The 16848-nt window shown below is 60.0% G+C and carries 16 protein-coding genes; 14 read left to right on the forward strand and 2 right to left on the reverse strand.

The annotated features are described in order from the left end of the window. Positions 1-54 precede the first annotated feature (54 nt). The 3 genes from iolG (at position 55) to iolE (ending at position 2955) form a co-directional block, all read left to right on the forward strand. Entirely contained in the window at positions 55-1077 is a 1023-nt protein-coding gene (gene iolG / locus CYR32_RS07925; protein WP_101823849.1) for a bifunctional inositol 2-dehydrogenase/D-chiro-inositol 1-dehydrogenase, read from the forward strand. Between the two features lie 61 nt (positions 1078-1138). Further along, a complete protein-coding gene (locus tag CYR32_RS07930) occupies positions 1139-2023 on the forward strand; it encodes a sugar phosphate isomerase/epimerase family protein (RefSeq protein WP_101823850.1) in 885 nt (294 codons plus the stop codon). Between the two features lie 35 nt (positions 2024-2058). After that, a complete protein-coding gene (gene iolE / locus CYR32_RS07935; RefSeq protein ID WP_101823851.1) occupies positions 2059-2955 on the forward strand; it encodes a myo-inosose-2 dehydratase in 897 nt (298 codons plus the stop codon). 95 nt (positions 2956-3050) lie between these two features. Here the strand turns inward: iolE and CYR32_RS07940 are convergent, their stop codons facing one another. After that, positions 3051-3563, reverse strand: a complete 513-nt coding sequence (locus CYR32_RS07940) for a GNAT family N-acetyltransferase (RefSeq protein WP_101823852.1) — start codon at positions 3561-3563, stop codon at positions 3051-3053. Positions 3564-3941: 378 nt separating this feature from the next. Here CYR32_RS07940 and CYR32_RS07950 point away from each other — a divergent pair, with 378 nt between their 5' ends. The 7 genes from CYR32_RS07950 to gntR all read left to right on the forward strand — a co-directional run bounded on the left by CYR32_RS07950 (position 3942) and on the right by gntR (position 10498). Continuing rightward, a complete protein-coding gene (locus CYR32_RS07950; RefSeq protein ID WP_101823853.1) occupies positions 3942-4637 on the forward strand; it encodes a pirin family protein in 696 nt (231 codons plus the stop codon). 202 nt (positions 4638-4839) lie between these two features. After that, positions 4840-5010: a hypothetical protein gene (locus CYR32_RS21665; RefSeq protein WP_165698201.1), complete on the forward strand. Its 171-nt coding sequence runs from the start codon at positions 4840-4842 to the stop codon at positions 5008-5010. A 330-nt stretch (positions 5011-5340) separates the two neighbouring features. After that, complete coding sequence (locus CYR32_RS07955) at positions 5341-6663, forward strand: PTS sugar transporter subunit IIC (RefSeq protein ID WP_101823854.1); 1323 nt, start codon at positions 5341-5343, stop codon at positions 6661-6663. 36 nt (positions 6664-6699) lie between these two features. After that, positions 6700-8148, forward strand: coding sequence for a glycoside hydrolase family 1 protein (locus tag CYR32_RS07960; protein ID WP_165698202.1), 1449 nt, complete (start codon positions 6700-6702; stop codon positions 8146-8148). Then, the gene (locus tag CYR32_RS07965; protein ID WP_101823856.1) at positions 8145-8450 is read left to right on the forward strand and encodes a PTS lactose/cellobiose transporter subunit IIA; all 306 of its coding nucleotides are present in this window, start codon (positions 8145-8147) and stop codon (positions 8448-8450) included. The genes CYR32_RS07960 and CYR32_RS07965 overlap by 4 nt, the downstream gene beginning before the upstream one ends. A gap of 53 nt (positions 8451-8503) precedes the next feature. Beyond that, positions 8504-9424 carry a LacI family DNA-binding transcriptional regulator gene (locus CYR32_RS07970; protein WP_101823857.1) on the forward strand — a complete coding sequence of 307 codons (921 nt, stop codon included), beginning with the start codon at positions 8504-8506 and terminating at the stop codon, positions 9422-9424. A gap of 78 nt (positions 9425-9502) precedes the next feature. Beyond that, positions 9503-10498, forward strand: coding sequence for a gluconate operon transcriptional repressor GntR (gene gntR / locus CYR32_RS07975; protein WP_101823858.1), 996 nt, complete (start codon positions 9503-9505; stop codon positions 10496-10498). 19 nt (positions 10499-10517) lie between these two features. Here gntR and CYR32_RS07980 read toward each other — a convergent pair whose 3' ends face one another. Then, entirely contained in the window at positions 10518-11036 is a 519-nt protein-coding gene (locus tag CYR32_RS07980; protein WP_101823859.1) for a gluconokinase, read from the reverse strand. Between the two features lie 280 nt (positions 11037-11316). On the opposite strand from CYR32_RS07980, the gene gntT reads away from it, so the two are divergent. From gntT to CYR32_RS08000, 4 genes are all read left to right on the forward strand, one after another. Continuing rightward, a complete protein-coding gene (gene gntT / locus CYR32_RS07985; RefSeq protein WP_101823950.1) occupies positions 11317-12633 on the forward strand; it encodes a gluconate transporter in 1317 nt (438 codons plus the stop codon). Positions 12634-12925: 292 nt separating this feature from the next. Beyond that, complete coding sequence (locus CYR32_RS07990; protein WP_101823860.1) at positions 12926-13483, forward strand: fimbrial protein; 558 nt, start codon at positions 12926-12928, stop codon at positions 13481-13483. 65 nt (positions 13484-13548) lie between these two features. Then, entirely contained in the window at positions 13549-14265 is a 717-nt protein-coding gene (locus tag CYR32_RS07995; RefSeq protein ID WP_101823861.1) for a fimbrial biogenesis chaperone, read from the forward strand. Between the two features lie 61 nt (positions 14266-14326). Further along, on the forward strand, positions 14327-16834 hold the full coding sequence (locus CYR32_RS08000; RefSeq protein WP_101823862.1) for a fimbria/pilus outer membrane usher protein: 2508 nt from the start codon (positions 14327-14329) through the stop codon (positions 16832-16834). Positions 16835-16848: the final 14 nt, after the last annotated feature.

Genomic DNA, 16848 nt, shown 5'->3' on the forward strand with positions numbered 1-16848 from the left:
ATAACACGTATGCGGGCGGGCAGCCCGTGACCTGAATCCAGAGGAGTTTCAACTATGTCACTGAATATTGGCGTTATCGGCACCGGCGCAATCGGCCAGGATCATATCCGCCGTTGTACCAAAGTGCTTCAGGGCGCGCGCGTTGTCGCGGTAAACGACATCAATGCTGACCATGCAGCCAACGTGGTGATCAACCAGCGGCTGGATGCCAAAGTCTATGAAAACGGCCATGACCTGATCAACGCGCCGGAAGTGGATGCGGTGCTGGTCACCTCCTGGGGGCCGAGCCACGAGGAGTTTGTGCTCTCCGCCATTCAGGCCGGGAAGCCGGTGTTCTGCGAGAAACCGCTGGCGGTGACGGCCGAAGGCTGCAAGCGCATCGTTGAGGCGGAAGCGCGCCACGGCAAACGGCTGGTGCAGGTCGGCTTTATGCGCCCCTATGACCGCGGCTACCGCGCGCTGAAAGCGGTGATCGGCAGCGGGCAGATTGGCGAGCCGCTGATGCTGCACTGCGCGCACCGCAACCCGGAAGTGGGCGACAGCTACACCACTGATATGGCAATTACCGACACGCTGATCCATGAGATCGACGTGCTGCGCTGGCTGCTGGATGACGACTACGTCTCCGTGCAGGTGGTCTTCCCGCGCAAAACCTCCAACGCCCTCAGCCACCTGAAAGATCCGCAAATCGTGCTGTTCGAGACGGCGAAAGGCACGCGCATTGACGTCGAAATCTTCGTCAACTGCCGCTATGGCTATGACATCCAGTGCGAGGTGGTGGGGGAAACCGGCATCGCCCGCCTGCCGGAGCCGTCATCCGTGCAGCTGCGCAGCGCGGCGAAGCTCTCCACAGAGATCCTCACCGACTGGAAACAGCGCTTCATTGACGCCTATGACGTTGAGTTGCAGGGCTTTATCAACGACGTGCTGGCCGGGCAGCTCACCGGGCCGTCCGCCTGGGATGGCTACGCCGCCGCCGTGACCGCCGATGCCTGCGTGGCCGCCCAGCTCAGCGGTGAGATCGTGCCGGTGACCCTGCCGGCGCGCCCGGGCTTCTACGGCAACACGGCCGGCTGACCCCTTTTTTCACCGGGCCGCCGGCGGCCCGGTGGCTTCACACTGACTTTAGGAAGAGACCATGAAAATCGCGTTTGATGTCGACGTCATCAAGGATATGGGCATTACCAGGATGGTGCATCAGGTGGCGGAGTGGGGCTACCGCTACATTGAGCAGTCGCCGCACCCGCAGATCAACCCGTTCTACAAGCACCCGAAAGCCAGCCGTGAAGTGATGGCGGAGTACCGCAATGCACTGAAGGCCACCGGCGTCGAGATCTCATCGTTTATCGTGGTCTACCGCTGGTCCGGCCCCGGTGAGGATCGCCGTGTGGCGGCGGTGAAAAACTGGAAACGGATGATTGAGATCGCCGTCGAGATGGGCGTGCAGGTGATTAACACCGAGCTGGCCGGTAACCCGAACGAGCCGGAGATCTGCGAGGAGCTGTGGTACCGGTCGATGGAGGAGCTGCTGCCGATCATCGAGCGCGAAGGCATCCGCATGGAGATCCAGTCCCACCCGTGGGACTTCTGCGAACTGAACAACGAAACCTGCGATCTGGTGAAGTCCCTGCGCAGCGACAACGTGAAATACCTCTACAGCGTGCCGCACACCTTCTTCTATGACAAAGGGGTCGGCGATGTGGCGAACATGCTGCGTTATGCAGGGGACGATCTCTCCCATGTGCTGATCGCTGACACCCATAACCATACCAAACATTGCCGTTACATCGTCAACCCGCCGGGCGTGGATGCGGCGGTGCATCAGCACGTCGGCATCGGCGAAGGGGAAGTGGACTTCGAAACCCTGTTCAAAACCCTGCGCGAGATGGATTTCGCCAACAAAACCTTCAAGGTGGGCGGCGAGCCGATCATTGCCGCATCGCTGTTTGGTTACCCGGAAAAGATGAAGTATCAGGCTGTCGAGACCCGCGAGCGCATCGAGCGGGAACTGTTGGTTAAATAATGTTTTCCTGCCCACGGGCAGGCGAGGCTTCCCCCATGAACAAAGAGAACATCAAACTGGCAATCGCGCCGATTGGCTGGACCAACGACGACATGCCGGATCTGGGCAGTGAAAATACTTTCCAGCAGTGCGTCAGTGAAATGGCGCTGGCCGGGTTCACCGGCAGCGAGGTCGGCGGCAAATACCCGCGTGATACCGCGCTGCTGAAACGGATGCTGGACGCGCGCGGCATCCGCATCTGCAACGCCTGGTTCAGCACCTTTTTCGCCGATGGCCAGAAAGAGAAAACCATCGACGAGTTCGTCAACCACATGAATTTCCTGCATGAGATGGGCGCGAAGGTGATCGGCTGCTCCGAACAGAGCAAAAGCATCCAGTGCACCACCAAAGCCGTGTTTGACGAGAAGCCGCACTTCACCGACGACGAGTGGCAGCGGGTGGCTGAGGGCTATAACCAGCTGGCGAAGATCGCGGCGGAGAAGGGGATGCAGGTCTGCCTGCATCACCATATGGGTACCGCCATCCAGACCCCGGCGGAGATTGACCGCTTTATGGCGCTGGTGAATGATGACGTCTACCTGCTGTTTGATACCGGCCACCTCTACTACTCCGAAGGCTCGCAGCAGGTGATGATGGCGGTGCTGGAGAAGCACCTGCCGCGCATCAACCACATCCACCTGAAAGATGTGCGTGACGAAAAAGTGGCAGAGGTGCGCGCCAACCGCCTCAGCTTCCTGGACGGCGTGCGCATGGGCACCTTCACCGTGCCGGGTGACGGGGTGATCGACTTCCGCCCGGTGTTTGCCCTGCTGGACCAGCGCGGCTACAAAGGCTGGATGGTGGTGGAGGCGGAACAGGACCCGGCGCTGGCCAACCCGTTCGAATACGCCGTGAAAGCGCGCAACTATATCCGCGAGTTTGCCGGGTTATAAACGCCGCGTGAAAACCCGCAACGAAGACAAAAAAGCCACCCGGTTCAGGGGTGGCTTTTTACCTTCTGCCGCGAACATCGCCTATCCGGGCGGCATCAGCAGGGAACCTGATGCACTCTCTCTTTCAGCCGGCCCATATGGTGCGCGTCCACCAGCACGCCGTCACGCATCGCAAATTGCGGGCTGGTGCCCTCTACCTCAAAGCCGAACTTGCGGTAAAGCGCCAGCGCGGCATGGTTGTCGGTATAGACCGTCAGCTCCATGCGCTTCACCCCGAGCCAGTTATCACAGAGATCCACCGCCGCACCCAGCAGCTTGCTGCCGACGCCATGCCCCTGATACTCCGTCGACACGCCCATGCCGAAGGTGGCCACATGGCGGCGGCGCGGCGTGGGGTTGTGGCTCAGCATCAGTTGCCCGGCGAGAACACCGTCCAGCAGGGCCACCAGGTTGCAGGTGTCGGGGGCCGGGTTCGTCAGGCGCTCTTCCCAGCGGGTCACCGGCGAATAGGGAAGTTGCAACGTATCGCGGTAGAGCGCCGGTTCGCTGTAGAGGCGGTGCAGGGCAGCGGCATCTTCCAGGATGGCGTGGCGGACGGTGATCTCCATAACAGGCTCCTTGCAGGGGGGGATAATAACCCCTTAAATTATCTGCTTTATTTTTCCGGTCAAGCAAGAAATTGGTTAAAAAAAGGCTTTACAGATACGAATGATAATGATTATTATTGTCATGCGTTCCGGGGAGCCGCACTGACATGCTGAGGTTTCCCTGTGAAGGCACGACATTGCTCACATTGCTTCCAGTATTATTTTAAGCCAGCTCGGGTGCTGGCTTTTTTTTTGCCTGCCATTTCCCTTTCCCCCTCAATCTCTTTGTGCAAGCGCCGTGAACTCATTCACTTTTTTTGACCAGAGGCGTTAAGTTTTTACGCTTTCTTATTCCCGGCCCGCCGCTAGACTAAGTGAAAACATTGAGGAGAATTGAACATGATTTACTTACGTAAAGCAGAAGATCGCGGCCACGCTAACCACGGCTGGCTGGACAGCTGGCACACCTTCTCATTCGCTAATTATTACGACCCGAGCTTTATGGGCTTCTCGGCGCTGCGGGTGATTAACGAAGATGTGATCGATGCCGGGCAGGGGTTCGGCACCCACCCGCACAAAGACATGGAAATCCTGACCTACGTGCTCTCCGGCACTGTGGAGCACCAGGACAGCATGGGCAACAAAGAGCAGATCCATGCGGGTGAGTTCCAGATCATGAGCGCCGGCACCGGCGTGAAACACTCGGAGTACAACGGCCGCGACGACGCGCCGCTGCACCTCTACCAGATCTGGATCATCCCGGACACCCAGGGCCTGCCGCCGCGCTATGAGCAGCGGATGTTCGATGCCCCGCAGGGCCGCCAGCTGGTGCTGTCACCGGATGCACGGGACGGTTCGCTGAAAGTGTTCCAGGACATGACCTTGTCGCGCTGGGCGCTGAAACAGGGTGAGCAGGGCAGCTATGAGATTGAAAACGGCCGCCGCATCTGGATTCAGGTGGTACGCGGTGCCGTGACGGTCAACGGCCAGCCCGCCGGGAAAAGTGACGCCTTCGCCATCTGGGATGAAGCCCATCTCGAGATCCAGGCCGGTGAAGAGAGTGAAGTGCTGCTGTTTGACCTGCCGCCGGTGTAATACCCGCGGCTTACAACAGCTGACGTGAAAAGGGCGATGCGCAGGCATCGCCCTTTTTTAGTGTTCAGAAGGTGTGGGCTGCCTCGCCCGGGGTGACTTAATCGCCATGCTGCCGCACAGAATGCTAAGAGCAGGCTAAACTAACATCATGACAGGGTTACGATTACTGATGGCGAGAGCAAAAATAAGGAGATAAGCGACTATGTTGATGACATTTGCCGTAATGAGCTGGGTCTGTAGCCTGATCACCGGCGGCTGCATTGTGAACTGGAAGAACAAGCAAAACTCCGACAGCCGCATCGCAATGATTGTTGCCGTCGCGGTCACGGTGATTGTGTGCGGTATCTACCTGGTGGTGTTGATGAAATACTGACATGCCAGATGCCTGCCCGGGTAACGGGCCCGTTGCGCGCTGACCGGCGCGCAGTGATTTTCCATCCCCTCCCTTCTGTTAGTCCCCCGTTAGCCCGCCGTGAATGGGTTGATGAATATTTAAGCGCAATCCGTGAAGCACTTCACAATGGTAACAGGGTGTTTGCCGGAAATTTGAAAGCGCTCCCAAATTCCGGGCGCAGTAATGGAAACCGGTTTCCATGTCTGTTTCAAATAGAACCCGGCCCAGAGGCCACGGCTGGAATATGGCATGCAGCATAGCGGTAACATGCCCGATTCTTCTTTTTGAACGACTGAACGGGGTAGGGTTATGAGCAGCTTATATCAGGCGATGGTGGAGGTAATTGAACAGAAAATTACCCCACTGGCCGGGGCACTGGGTCAGCAAAAGTACATTATCGCCATCCGCGACGGCTTTACTTCGGCATTGCCGTTTATGATCATCGGCTCCTTTATGCTGGTGTTTATCTTCCCGCCGTTCGCCGCCGATACCACTCTCGGCTTCGCCCGCGCCTGGCTGGACTTCTCCCTGCGTTACCGCGAACAGCTGATGCTGCCGTTCAACCTCAGCATGGGGGTGATGACCTTCTTCATCGCCGTCGGTATCGGCTCGAGCCTCGGCAAACAGTACCAGCTCGACCCGATCATGACCGGGCTGCTGGCGCTCAGCGGCTTTTTGCTGGTGGCTGCCCCCTACCATGACGGCCAGATCTCCACGCAATACTTCTCCGGCCAGGGCATTTTTACCGCCATCCTGACCGGCATCTACTGCACCGAGGTCTACCACTTCCTGAAGCGGCGCAACATCACCATCCGGTTGCCGAAAGAGGTGCCGACCGGCGTGGCGCGGTCGTTTGAGATCCTGATCCCGGTGATCGTCATCGTCGCCACCCTGCACCCGCTTAACCTGCTGATCGAATCCACCACCGGCATGATCATCCCGGAAGCGATTATGCACCTGCTGGCCCCGCTGGTCTCCGCGTCGGACTCCCTGCCGGCCATCCTGATTTCGGTGCTGATCTGCCAGATCCTCTGGTTTGCCGGTATCCACGGCGCGCTGATTGTCACCGGCATCATGAACCCGTTCTGGATGACCAACCTGGCGCTGAACCAGAGCGCATTGTCCGCCGGGGGCGCGCTGCCGCACATCTATTTACAGGGCTTCTGGGACCACTACCTGCTGATCGGCGGCGTCGGCTCCACGTTGCCGCTGGCGTTCCTGCTGCTGCGCAGCCGGGCCATTCACCTGCGCACCATCGGCAAGATGGGCGTGGTGCCGAGCTTCTTCAACATCAACGAACCGATCCTGTTCGGCACGCCGATTATCATGAACCCGGTGCTGTTCCTGCCGTTCATCCTGGTGCCGATGCTGAACGCCACCTTTGCCTATATCGCCACCAAGCTGGGCTGGGTCGCGCAGGTGGTGTCGCTGACGCCGTGGACCACCCCGGCACCGATCGGGGCCTCCTGGGCGGCCAACTGGGCCTTCAGCCCGGTGATTATGTGCCTGTTCTGTATGGTGCTTTCCGCAGTGATGTACTACCCGTTCCTGAAAGCCTACGAACGTACCCTGTTGCGCCAGGAGCAGGAAAACGCCCAACAGGAACGCGCCGGCGTCGCGCTCAGCCAGTAACCCGGCTTTTGCCGTCAACCTAACGTGAGGGACAACATGCACTATCAGTTTCCGGACAATTTTTGGTGGGGCAGCGCCAGTTCGGCGCCGCAGACCGAGGGCGAAAGCCTGAACTTCGGCAAAAGCGAAACCATCTGGGATCGCTGGTTCCGCGAGCAGCCGGGGCGCTTCCACCAGCAGGTCGGCCCGCAACACACCTCGACCTTCTACCAGCACTGGCGCGAGGATATCGCGCTGTTAAAGCGCACCGGCCACAACAGCTTCCGCACTTCGATCTCCTGGGCGCGGCTGCTGCCAAACGGGCGCGGCGAACCCAACCCGCAGGCGGTGGCGTTCTATAACCAGGTGATTGACGAGCTGCTGGCGCAGGGCATCATGCCGTTTATCAACCTGTTCCACTTCGACATGCCGATGTGTCTGCAGGAGGAGGGCGGCTGGGAGAGCCGCGAGGTGGTGGCCGCTTACGCGGACTACGCTGAGACCTGTTTTACGCTGTTCGGTGACCGCGTGGCGCACTGGTTTACCTTCAATGAGCCGGTGGTGCCGGTGGAGGGCGGTTACCTCTACGATTTCCACTACCCGAACGTGGTGGATTTCAGGCGCGCCGCCACCGTGGCCTACCACACCATGCTGGCCCATGCGGAGGCGGTGCGCCGTTTCCGCCGCTGGCAGCAGCAGCCGCAGGCCCACCCGGAGGCGCAGATCGGCATTATCCTCAACCTGACGCCCTCCTACCCACGTTCGCAGAACCCGGCGGACGTGAAGGCGGCGAATATCGCCGATCTGATGTTTAACCGCAGCTTCCTCGACCCGGCGCTGCGCGGCCACTACCCGGAAGAGCTGGTGGCGCTGCTGGGCGAGCACGGGCAACTGCCGGAATGCCGCAGCGGTGACCGCGAACTGCTGGCGGAGGGCGTGGTGGATCTGCTCGGCATCAACTACTACCAGCCGCGCCGCATCAAATGCCGCGACAGCCTGGTCAACCCCGACAGCCCCTTTATGCCGGAGTGGTTCTTTGAGAGCTACGAGATGCCGGGGCGCAAGATGAACCCCTACCGCGGCTGGGAAATCTACGAGCCGGGCATCTATGACATCCTCACCAACCTGCGGGAAAACTACGGCAACCCGCGCTGTTTCATCTCGGAAAACGGCATGGGCGTGGAGAACGAGCAGCGTTTCCTGCAACAGGGGCAGATTCAGGACGACTACCGGATCGAATTCGTGCGCGAGCACCTGATCTGGCTGCACCGCGGCATCCAGGAGGGGAGCCGCTGCCTCGGCTACCACATGTGGACCTTTATCGATAACTGGTCTTGGAGCAACGCTTACAAAAACCGGTACGGCCTGGTGCAGCTCGACCTGGCCAGCCAGCAGCGCACCGTGAAAAAGAGCGGCGAATGGTTCGCTGAGACGGCCGCCAATAATGGGTTTACCACCAACACCGGGTTTACCACGAACAACACTGGGATTAAGGGAGAAGCATGATGAGAGATCTGGAAACGACCGTGATGGAGATTATTGTCAACGCCGGGCAGACGCGCAGCCTCTGTTTTGAGGCGCTGTACGCCGCGCGCGAGGGCAATTTCGGGCAGGCGCAGGCACTGCTGAAAGAGGCAGACACCTACGCCCACGCCGCACACCGGGTGCAGACCCAGCTGATTGAGGAGGATGCGGGCGAGGGCAAAACGCCGATGACGCTGATTATGGTGCATGCCCAGGATCACCTGATGAATGCTATTCTGGCGCGCGAACTGATCGAAGAGATGGTCAGGCTTTATCAGCGCTGACATCCGGCGCGGGCGCGGCCCGCGTGCGGGTGGCCGCAGAAGGGGAACAGGCTATGGCCAATATCAATGATGTGTCACGGCTGGCGCAGGTTTCAAAAGCCACGGTGTCGCGGGTGCTCAGCGGCAGCCGGGGCGTGCGGCAGGAGAGCCGCGAGGCGGTGCTGCGGGCGGTGGAGATCCTCGGCTATGAGCCGAACGCCATTGCCCAGTCACTCACCAGCCAGTCCACCGGCTGCGTCGGGGTGATCTGTGCCACCGAGCATATGCAGCAGGGCACCGGTTACCTCTATGCATTGGAAGGGCAGTTGCGCCGCCATAACAAGCACCTGCTGTTGCGCTTCGCCAACGACCCGGACGGCGTGGCCCACGCGGTGCGGGAGCTGGGGCGCGGGCTGTGTGATGCGATGGTGGTGATCGGCGCACGCTTCCCCCTGCCGCCACTGCCGGAGAGCGTGCTGCTGCTTGACTGCCTCGCCCCGGCCGCCGCCAACAGCATCGGCGTGGATCACCGTTTCGCCGCTGAAACCGCCACCCGCTACTTGGTGGCGCAGGGGCGGCGCAACATCGCCCTGTTTAACTACCCGGCGGGGGACGCCGCCGAAAACACCCTGCTGGGCTACCGGCAGGCACTGGAAAGCCACCTGATCCCTTACCACCGCCAGCGGCTGCCGGACGCCGGCCAGCCGGTGGCAACGGCGCTGGCCACACTGCTGAAGCACGACCCGGGCTGTAATGCGGTGCTGGTCACGGATGACCACCAGGGGCGCGAGGCGATGGCCGCACTGGCCGCGCTGCAACGTGCGGTGCCGCAGCAGGTGATGGTGTTCAGCCTCGGTGGCTCCCAGCCGCCGCCCGGTGCCGCGCCACTGCCTGCCATCGCCTATTCCCTGGATACCCTGGCACGGCAGGTGGTAGAGCGGCTAGCCGGCGGCGGCCACAACACGCCGTTGCGCGGGCAGTTGTTCACCCCCTGAGCGCCGGGTGCGCAATATCGCCGGGGCTTTTTTTTTGCTACACTAACGCCCCGCCCACCCTTACCCAGCGCGTTGATAATGAAGAAAAAAAGGCCAGTGCTTCAGGATGTTGCCGACCGCGTCGGCGTCACCAAAATGACGGTGAGCCGTTTTCTGCGTAACCCGGACCAGGTTTCCGGGGCGTTGCAGGCCAAAATCTCCGCCGCGCTGGATGAGCTGGGCTACATCCCCAACCGGGCACCGGACATTCTCTCCAATGCCAAAAGCCGCGCCATCGGCGTGCTGCTCCCCTCCCTGACCAACCAGGTGTTTGCCGAAGTGCTGCGCGGGATTGAGAGCGTCACCGACGCGCACGGCTACCAGACCATGCTGGCGCACTACGGCTACCATCAGCAGCGCGAGGAGCAGCGGCTCACCTCGCTGCTCTCCTACAACATCGACGGGCTGATCCTCTCTGAACGCCAGCACACGCTGCGCACGCTGAAGATGATTGAAGTGGCGGGGATCCCGGTGGTCGAGCTGATGGACTGCGTCTCACCCTGTCTGGATCTGGCGGTGGGGTTCAATAACTTCGAGGCAGCGCGCCAGATGACGCAGCAGATCATCGGCCGCGGCCACCGCCACGTGGTCTACTTCGGCGCGCGGCAGGACGAAAGGACGCTGATCAAATACCAGGGCTACGAACAGGCGATGCGCGAGTCGGGGTTGCAGCCCGCCAGCGTGATGACCACGCGCTCCTCCTCCTACTCGGCGGGGGGCGAACTGTTGCGCCAGGCGCAGCAGCAGTACCCGAAGATCGACAGCATCTTCTGTACCAATGACGATCTGGCCGTGGGGGCGGTGTTTGAGTGCCAGCGGCAGGGGTTGCGCATCCCGCAGGATATGGCGGTGGCGGGTTTTCACGGCCACGACATCGGCCAGTCGATGGAGCCGCGGCTCGCCAGTGTGCTGACGCCGCGTGAGAAGATGGGGCAGATCGGCGCGGAGCGGCTGCTGGCGCGGCTGCGCGGCGAAAACGTCACGCCGCGGATGATCGACGTCGGCTTTACGCTCTCACCGGGCGGCAGCATCTGAGCTGCCACCCGGCGCGCGCTTAACGCTGGTAGGCTTTCAGCGCCTCCACGCAGCGGCGCACCACTTCCTCGATGTCCGCCCCGTCGATATCCACAAACAGCACATCTTTTTCATCCGCGCCCGGCTCTTCCAGGGCGGCAAACTGCGTTTTCAGCAGGTCGGTCGGCATAAAGTGGCCGCTGCGCGCCTTCATACGCTCCAGGATCACCTCATAACTGCCCTTGAGATAGAGAAACACCATCTTGTCATTGCCTTCGCGCAGCGCATCGCGGTAGCGGCGCTTCAGGGCGGAGCAGACGATAATGCCGTTCTCATTTTTATGGGCCAGGCTGTAGGCGGCGTCGCTCAGGCGAACCAGCCAGGGCGCGCGGTCCTCATCATTCAGCGGCGTACCGCTGCCCATTTTGTCGATATTGGCGCGCGGGTGCAGATCGTCGCCATCGATGAATTTGGCCTTGATGAGGCCTGCGACGCGGGCGCCGACGGTGGTTTTACCGCTGCCTGAAACGCCCATCAAGATAATGCTGTGTCCTGCCATAAGTTTGATCTCTATCTCAAAATGCGAATTTCGCCAGTGACTCGGGTTCCGTATCTTAGCATGTTACCGGTATCATGATACCGGTAACAAGGGGAGATGTGACTACTATCACAGGATAGAACACTCTCCTCTTTTCACATTTACATAACAGAAAGAACCGATTATTCACGCGTCGCCCGCGTGCTGAACCCTGCACCGTTCGCCTCGCCGGCAAACGTCTTATTGAAAACGAACGCGCCCCGACCCACGGGGAGAATGCGGTAAAAAGGTGGAAAACATTATGCCCTTAGTCATCGTCGCGATTGGCGTTGTCCTGTTGCTGATACTTATGATCAAACTGAAATTAAACGGGTTTATCTCCCTGATCCTGGTCGCACTGGCGGTAGGCATCATGCAGGGGATGCCGGTGGACAAAGTGATCGCCGCGATTAAAGCCGGCGTCGGCGGCACGCTCGGCAGCCTGGCGCTGATCATGGGCTTCGGGGCCATGCTCGGCAAACTGCTGGCGGACTGCGGCGGCGCGCAGCGCATCGCCACCACGCTGATCAACAAATTTGGCCGTGACTACATCCAGTGGGCGGTGGTGCTTACCGGCTTTACCGTCGGTTTCGCGCTGTTCTACGAAGTGGGCTTTGTGCTGCTGCTGCCGCTGGTGTTTACCATCGCCGCCTCGGCGCGCATCCCGCTGCTCTATGTCGGCGTGCCGATGGCGGCCGCGCTTTCGGTGACCCACGGCTTCCTGCCGCCGCACCCGGGGCCGACGGCGATCGCCACCCTGTTCCACGCGGACATGGGCAAAACGCTGCTCTACGGCGCGCTGCTCGGCATCCCGACGGTGATCCTGGCCGGGCCGGTTTACGCCCGCTTCCTGAAAGGCATCGACAAGCCGGTGCCGCAGGGGATGTACAACCCGAAAGAGTTCACCGAAGCGGAGATGCCGAGCTTTGGCGTCAGCGTCGCGACCTCGCTGGTGCCGGTTATCCTGATGGCGGCGCGCGCCGTGGCGGAGATGGTGCTGCCGAAGGGCCACGCGCTGCTGCCGTACGCGGAGTTCTTTGGTGACCCGGTGATGGCGACGCTGATTGCCGTGCTGATCGGCATCTTCACCTTTGGCCTTAACCGCGGCCGCCCGATGGAAGATGTGATGCAGACCCTGACCGACTCCATCAAACTGATCGCCATGATGCTGCTGATCATCGGCGGCGGCGGGGCGTTCAAGCAGGTGCTGGTCGAGAGCGGGGTGGACAAATACATCGCCGCGATGATGACCGGCACCAACGTTTCGCCGCTGGTGATGGCGTGGTCCATTGCGGCGGTGCTGCGCATCGCGCTGGGTTCTGCCACCGTGGCCGCCATCACTGCCGGGGGCATCGCCGCGCCGCTGATCGCCACCACCGGCGTCAGCCCGGAACTGATGGTGATCGCCGTCGGCTCCGGCAGCGTGATCTTCTCCCACGTTAACGACCCGGGCTTCTGGCTGTTCAAGGAGTACTTCAACCTGACGATTGTCGAGACGATGAAATCCTGGTCAGCGCTGGAAACCATTATCTCCCTGTGCGGGCTGGCGGGCTGTTTGCTGCTGTCGATGGTGGTGTAAGGCAAGGGTTAAAACTGTAAAGGAGAAAGCGGGCATCAGCCCGCTTTTTTTACATCTGAATAACGCATCTTCTCATTAAACCTGTAAATGATTAACAATGATAATTTAATTATTCTTAAACTTTAATTAACCAAAAATAAATTAATTTCTAATTGATTGATTCCTGACTATTCCCCCTCTCTGTGACGAATTCCCACCGGTTTGCTTTCCGCTTTCTGACTAAATATATTCCTAACTCCGTTACCAAGCTAATCATGTATTTTTAAATTTATACACACAGGGAAGCACCAACATGAAAACCCAAATGAAGAGAGGCGCGCTGTTAACCAGCCTGGCTTTCGCTGCGCTTTGCATGGCGTCATCCGGCTATGCCGCAGATACCGGAAAAGTGAATTTCTCCGGGCGGATTATTGCGCCGCCTTGTGAAGTTGATGCCGCAAATAGCGTGACCAATGTCCCGGCATTCAGCAGCGTGGGGGCCAATGCCTTTAACGACCAGATTGGCGTTGAAGGAAGTGAGAGCCGGGATTTTGATATTGTCCTGAAAAATTGCCCGACCAATACCAGCCTGAATATCGGCTTCAGCGGCCCCACAGACGGCGAAAATACCACGCTGGCGGTGGATCAAAGCAGCGCCGGTCAAGGGGTAGGGGTTGTGGTATATCACAAGGGCAGCACTGATAAGGTGAAATTCGATTCGTCGGTAGACGCCACCTACAATAAAACGCTGGATGCCACCGGCGATTCTACCTTCTCGTATACCGCGAAATTAATCTCGACCAAAACCACCAGTGAAATGACCAACGGTGATTTTACCGCCTCAGCCGATTTCACTGTGTATTACCCGTAATCATTATTTGTCAGAAACAAGGGGAGACGCCTCCCCTTATTTCGCTGTTATTGTGAGTGCCTGTGATGAAAACCCGGCTGTTGACGCTGTTACTGCCATTGATGCTGACCTTATCCGGTACCGCCAGTGCCGGTGTGGTCGTGGGCGCTACCCGCATTGTTTATCATGCCGGCCAACAGGAAGTGCAGTTGCCGGTTAAAAATAACGATCGTGACACCAGCCACCTGGTGCAGTCCTGGGTCAGTAATATTGACGATCAGGGCAAACCCGATTTTATTGTCACCCCGCCGCTGTTTAAGCTGGGCGCGGAGCGTGAAATGCTGCTGCATTTTATCTATTCCGGCGCGGAAAAAGGGCTGCCGCAGGATCGGGAATCGGTATTCTGGGCGAATATTAAATCGATTGCCGCGACGCCTGACGCCTTAAAAGATAAAAGCAAATTACAGATTGCGGCAAAAACCCGGATCAAACTCTTTTATCGCCCGGCCGCGCTGACAGATAAAGCGGCCCAGGAGGCATATAAAAAGCTGACGTTTTCCCGCCAGGGAAATACATTGCGCGTCACCAACCCGACCCCTTTTTATATCACGTTACAGGAACTCTCTGTCGGCGGAATGAATGTGACGTCACCGGAAAACAGCCTGCCGGCTGTTTCGATGATGATTGCGCCTTCCCGTGAACAACGTTATTCCCTGCCGGCAAAGGCGAAGGGAAAAGTGCAATGGTCAGCCATCACCGATTACGGCGGAAAAACCAAACCCCTGAGCGCGGAATTACCGTAACTCACGCGGGTATTTTCATGCCGGGTACTTTTCGCTGGTATAGCTAACGCGGGATGTCATGATGAAATCGATTACTGTCACCTTACTCAGGCGCTTTCCGCACGCCCCGCTGTTTATTTGCCTGTTATTTGCCGCGCCCGCGCTGTTTGCCGGGGAAGAATTTAACCTGAATGCGCTGGAATTTAATTCCCCGCTGGAGCATACCGCCTCGCTGAAACAATTTATCCATAATAATGCGCTGATGCCCGGGAATTATCTTACGGCGGTCTACGTCAATAACGACTATTACGGCCAGCTCAGCGTCCGCTATCTGTTGTCGGCGGATAAGAAGGCGTTGGTTCCGCAGTTTACCCGCGCCGAGCTGCACGCGTTTGGCGTGAAAGTCGAGGCTGTCCCGGCGCTGAAAACGCTGGCAGATACCCAGCTGTTAGGCGACCTGGCCCGTTATGTGCCCGGCGCACGCTATGACTTTCAGCCGGACACCCAACGGCTCGACATCCGCATCCCGCAGGTGGCGCTGGACCAGCACGCCCGGGACTACATCGACCCTGCCCAGTGGGATGACGGGCTGCCCGCGTTCCTGCTCGACTACTACTACAGCGGTGCGCGCGAGCGCCGCGCACAGGGCGACAATACCGAGAACCACTACCTCAACCTCAACGCCGGGCTGAACCTCGGGGCCTGGCGGTTGCGCCACGCCTCGGGCTACAGCAGCGACGAGGAGGGCGCGCAGTCGCGCTATACCTACCTGCAACGTGACATCAAACCCTGGCGCAGCCAACTGGTGCTGGGCGAAACCTACACCGCCGGGGACATTTTCGACAGCGTGTCACTCACCGGCCTGCGGCTGGAAACCGACACTGACATGCTGCCGTTCAGCGAACAGGGGTTCGCGCCCACCCTCCGCGGCATTGCGCAGAGCGACGCCAAAGTCACGGTGAAGCAGAACGGCTATGTGATCTATCAGACTTACGTCGCACCGGGGCCGTTTGAAATCAACGACCTCAATCAGGTCTCCTCGGGCAGTGATCTCGACGTCACCGTCACCGAAGCGGACGGCAGCGAACACCGGTTCACCCAGGCCAGCGCCTCGGTGCCGATCATGCAGCGCCAGGGCGCGCTGAAATATAGCCTGGCCGGAGGGCGCTACCGCAGTGAAGAGAACGACGCCGCGCCGGATTTCGCCCAGGCGACGCTGATCTACGGCCTGCCGCACGGCGTCACACTTTACGGCGGCGGGCAGGGAGCGGCGTTTTATCAGGCGGCGGCCCTGGGGCTGGGGGTTGACCTCCACACATTCGGGTCGCTCTCATTCGATGCCACCGCCGCCGCCAGCGATCTGGACGACGGCAACGGCACGCACCGCGGCACCTCCTACCGGGCGCAATATGCCAAAAGCCTGGACGCCACCCAGACCACCCTGACGCTGGCGAGTTACCGCTACTCCACCGACGGGTTTTATACCTTTGAAGAGGCCACTGAGCGGCGGGCCGGTTACGCGGAGGAGGGCATCTACGCCTATCGCGACAGCAACACCCGCCGCAGCCGCCTTCAGCTCACGGTTAACCAGCCGCTGGGGAAGTGGGGGGCGCTGTACGCCTCCGGCTACCAGCAGGATTATTGGGAGATGGGCGGGCATGAGCGCAACCTCAGCGTCGGGGTGAACTCGTCGGTTGAGCGGGTGCGCTATTCGCTGAACTACACCCAGACCCAGACCCCCGGTGAAGCGGTGGACAAGCAGATCGCGTTTACCCTCAGCGTGCCGCTGGATAAATGGCTGCCCAACGCCTGGGCCAACTACAACCTGAACCGCACGCTGGGCGGCAGCGCCACCCACCAGCTGGGCATGAGCGGCACCGCCCTGGCAGACAATAACCTGAGCTACAACCTCCAGCAGAGTTTCACCCCGGATAAGGGCAGCACCAGCAGCAGCGCCTCGGCCACTTATCGCGGATCGCAGGCGGTGGCGACGCTGGGGTACAACACCTCGCCGGAGAACCGGCAAATTAACTACAGCCTGCAAGGCGGGCTGGTGGTGCACCCCTACGGCGTCACGCTGGCGCAATCCCTGCCGGAAACCGTGGCGCTGGTGCGCGCGCCGGGGGCCGCCGGGGTCAGCGTGGAGAATAAAATGGGGCTTTATACTGACCGCCGCGGCTACGCCGTGGTGCCGGACCTCGCCAGCTACCGGAAAAACCGCATCGCCCTGAATACCCAGGGCAAGCAGGGGCTGGATATTCCTGAACCGGTGCAGACGGTGATCCCGGGCAAAGGGGCGGTGGTACTGGCCGATTTTGAGACCCGCATCGGCAGCCGGATGCTGGTGGCCCTGCGTTATGGCCATAAGCCGGTGCCGTTCGGGGCGATCGCCGCCGTCAGCGGCAACAGCGGGCTGACGGGCATTGTCGGTGAAGAGGGCGAGGTCTACCTGAGCGGCATCAACCACCGCACGGTGCTGGAGGTGAAATGGGGCGATGAACCCTACGAACAGTGCCGCGCCACCCTCACGCCGCCTAAAAATGCCAAAGGATCGGTTGCCGTGGTGCGGCAAACGGCCCTCTGCCGCTAACCTGAGAGAACGTA

The organism is Chimaeribacter coloradensis, assembly GCF_002858715.1.
Classification (GTDB): domain Bacteria; phylum Pseudomonadota; class Gammaproteobacteria; order Enterobacterales; family Enterobacteriaceae; genus Chimaeribacter; species Chimaeribacter coloradensis.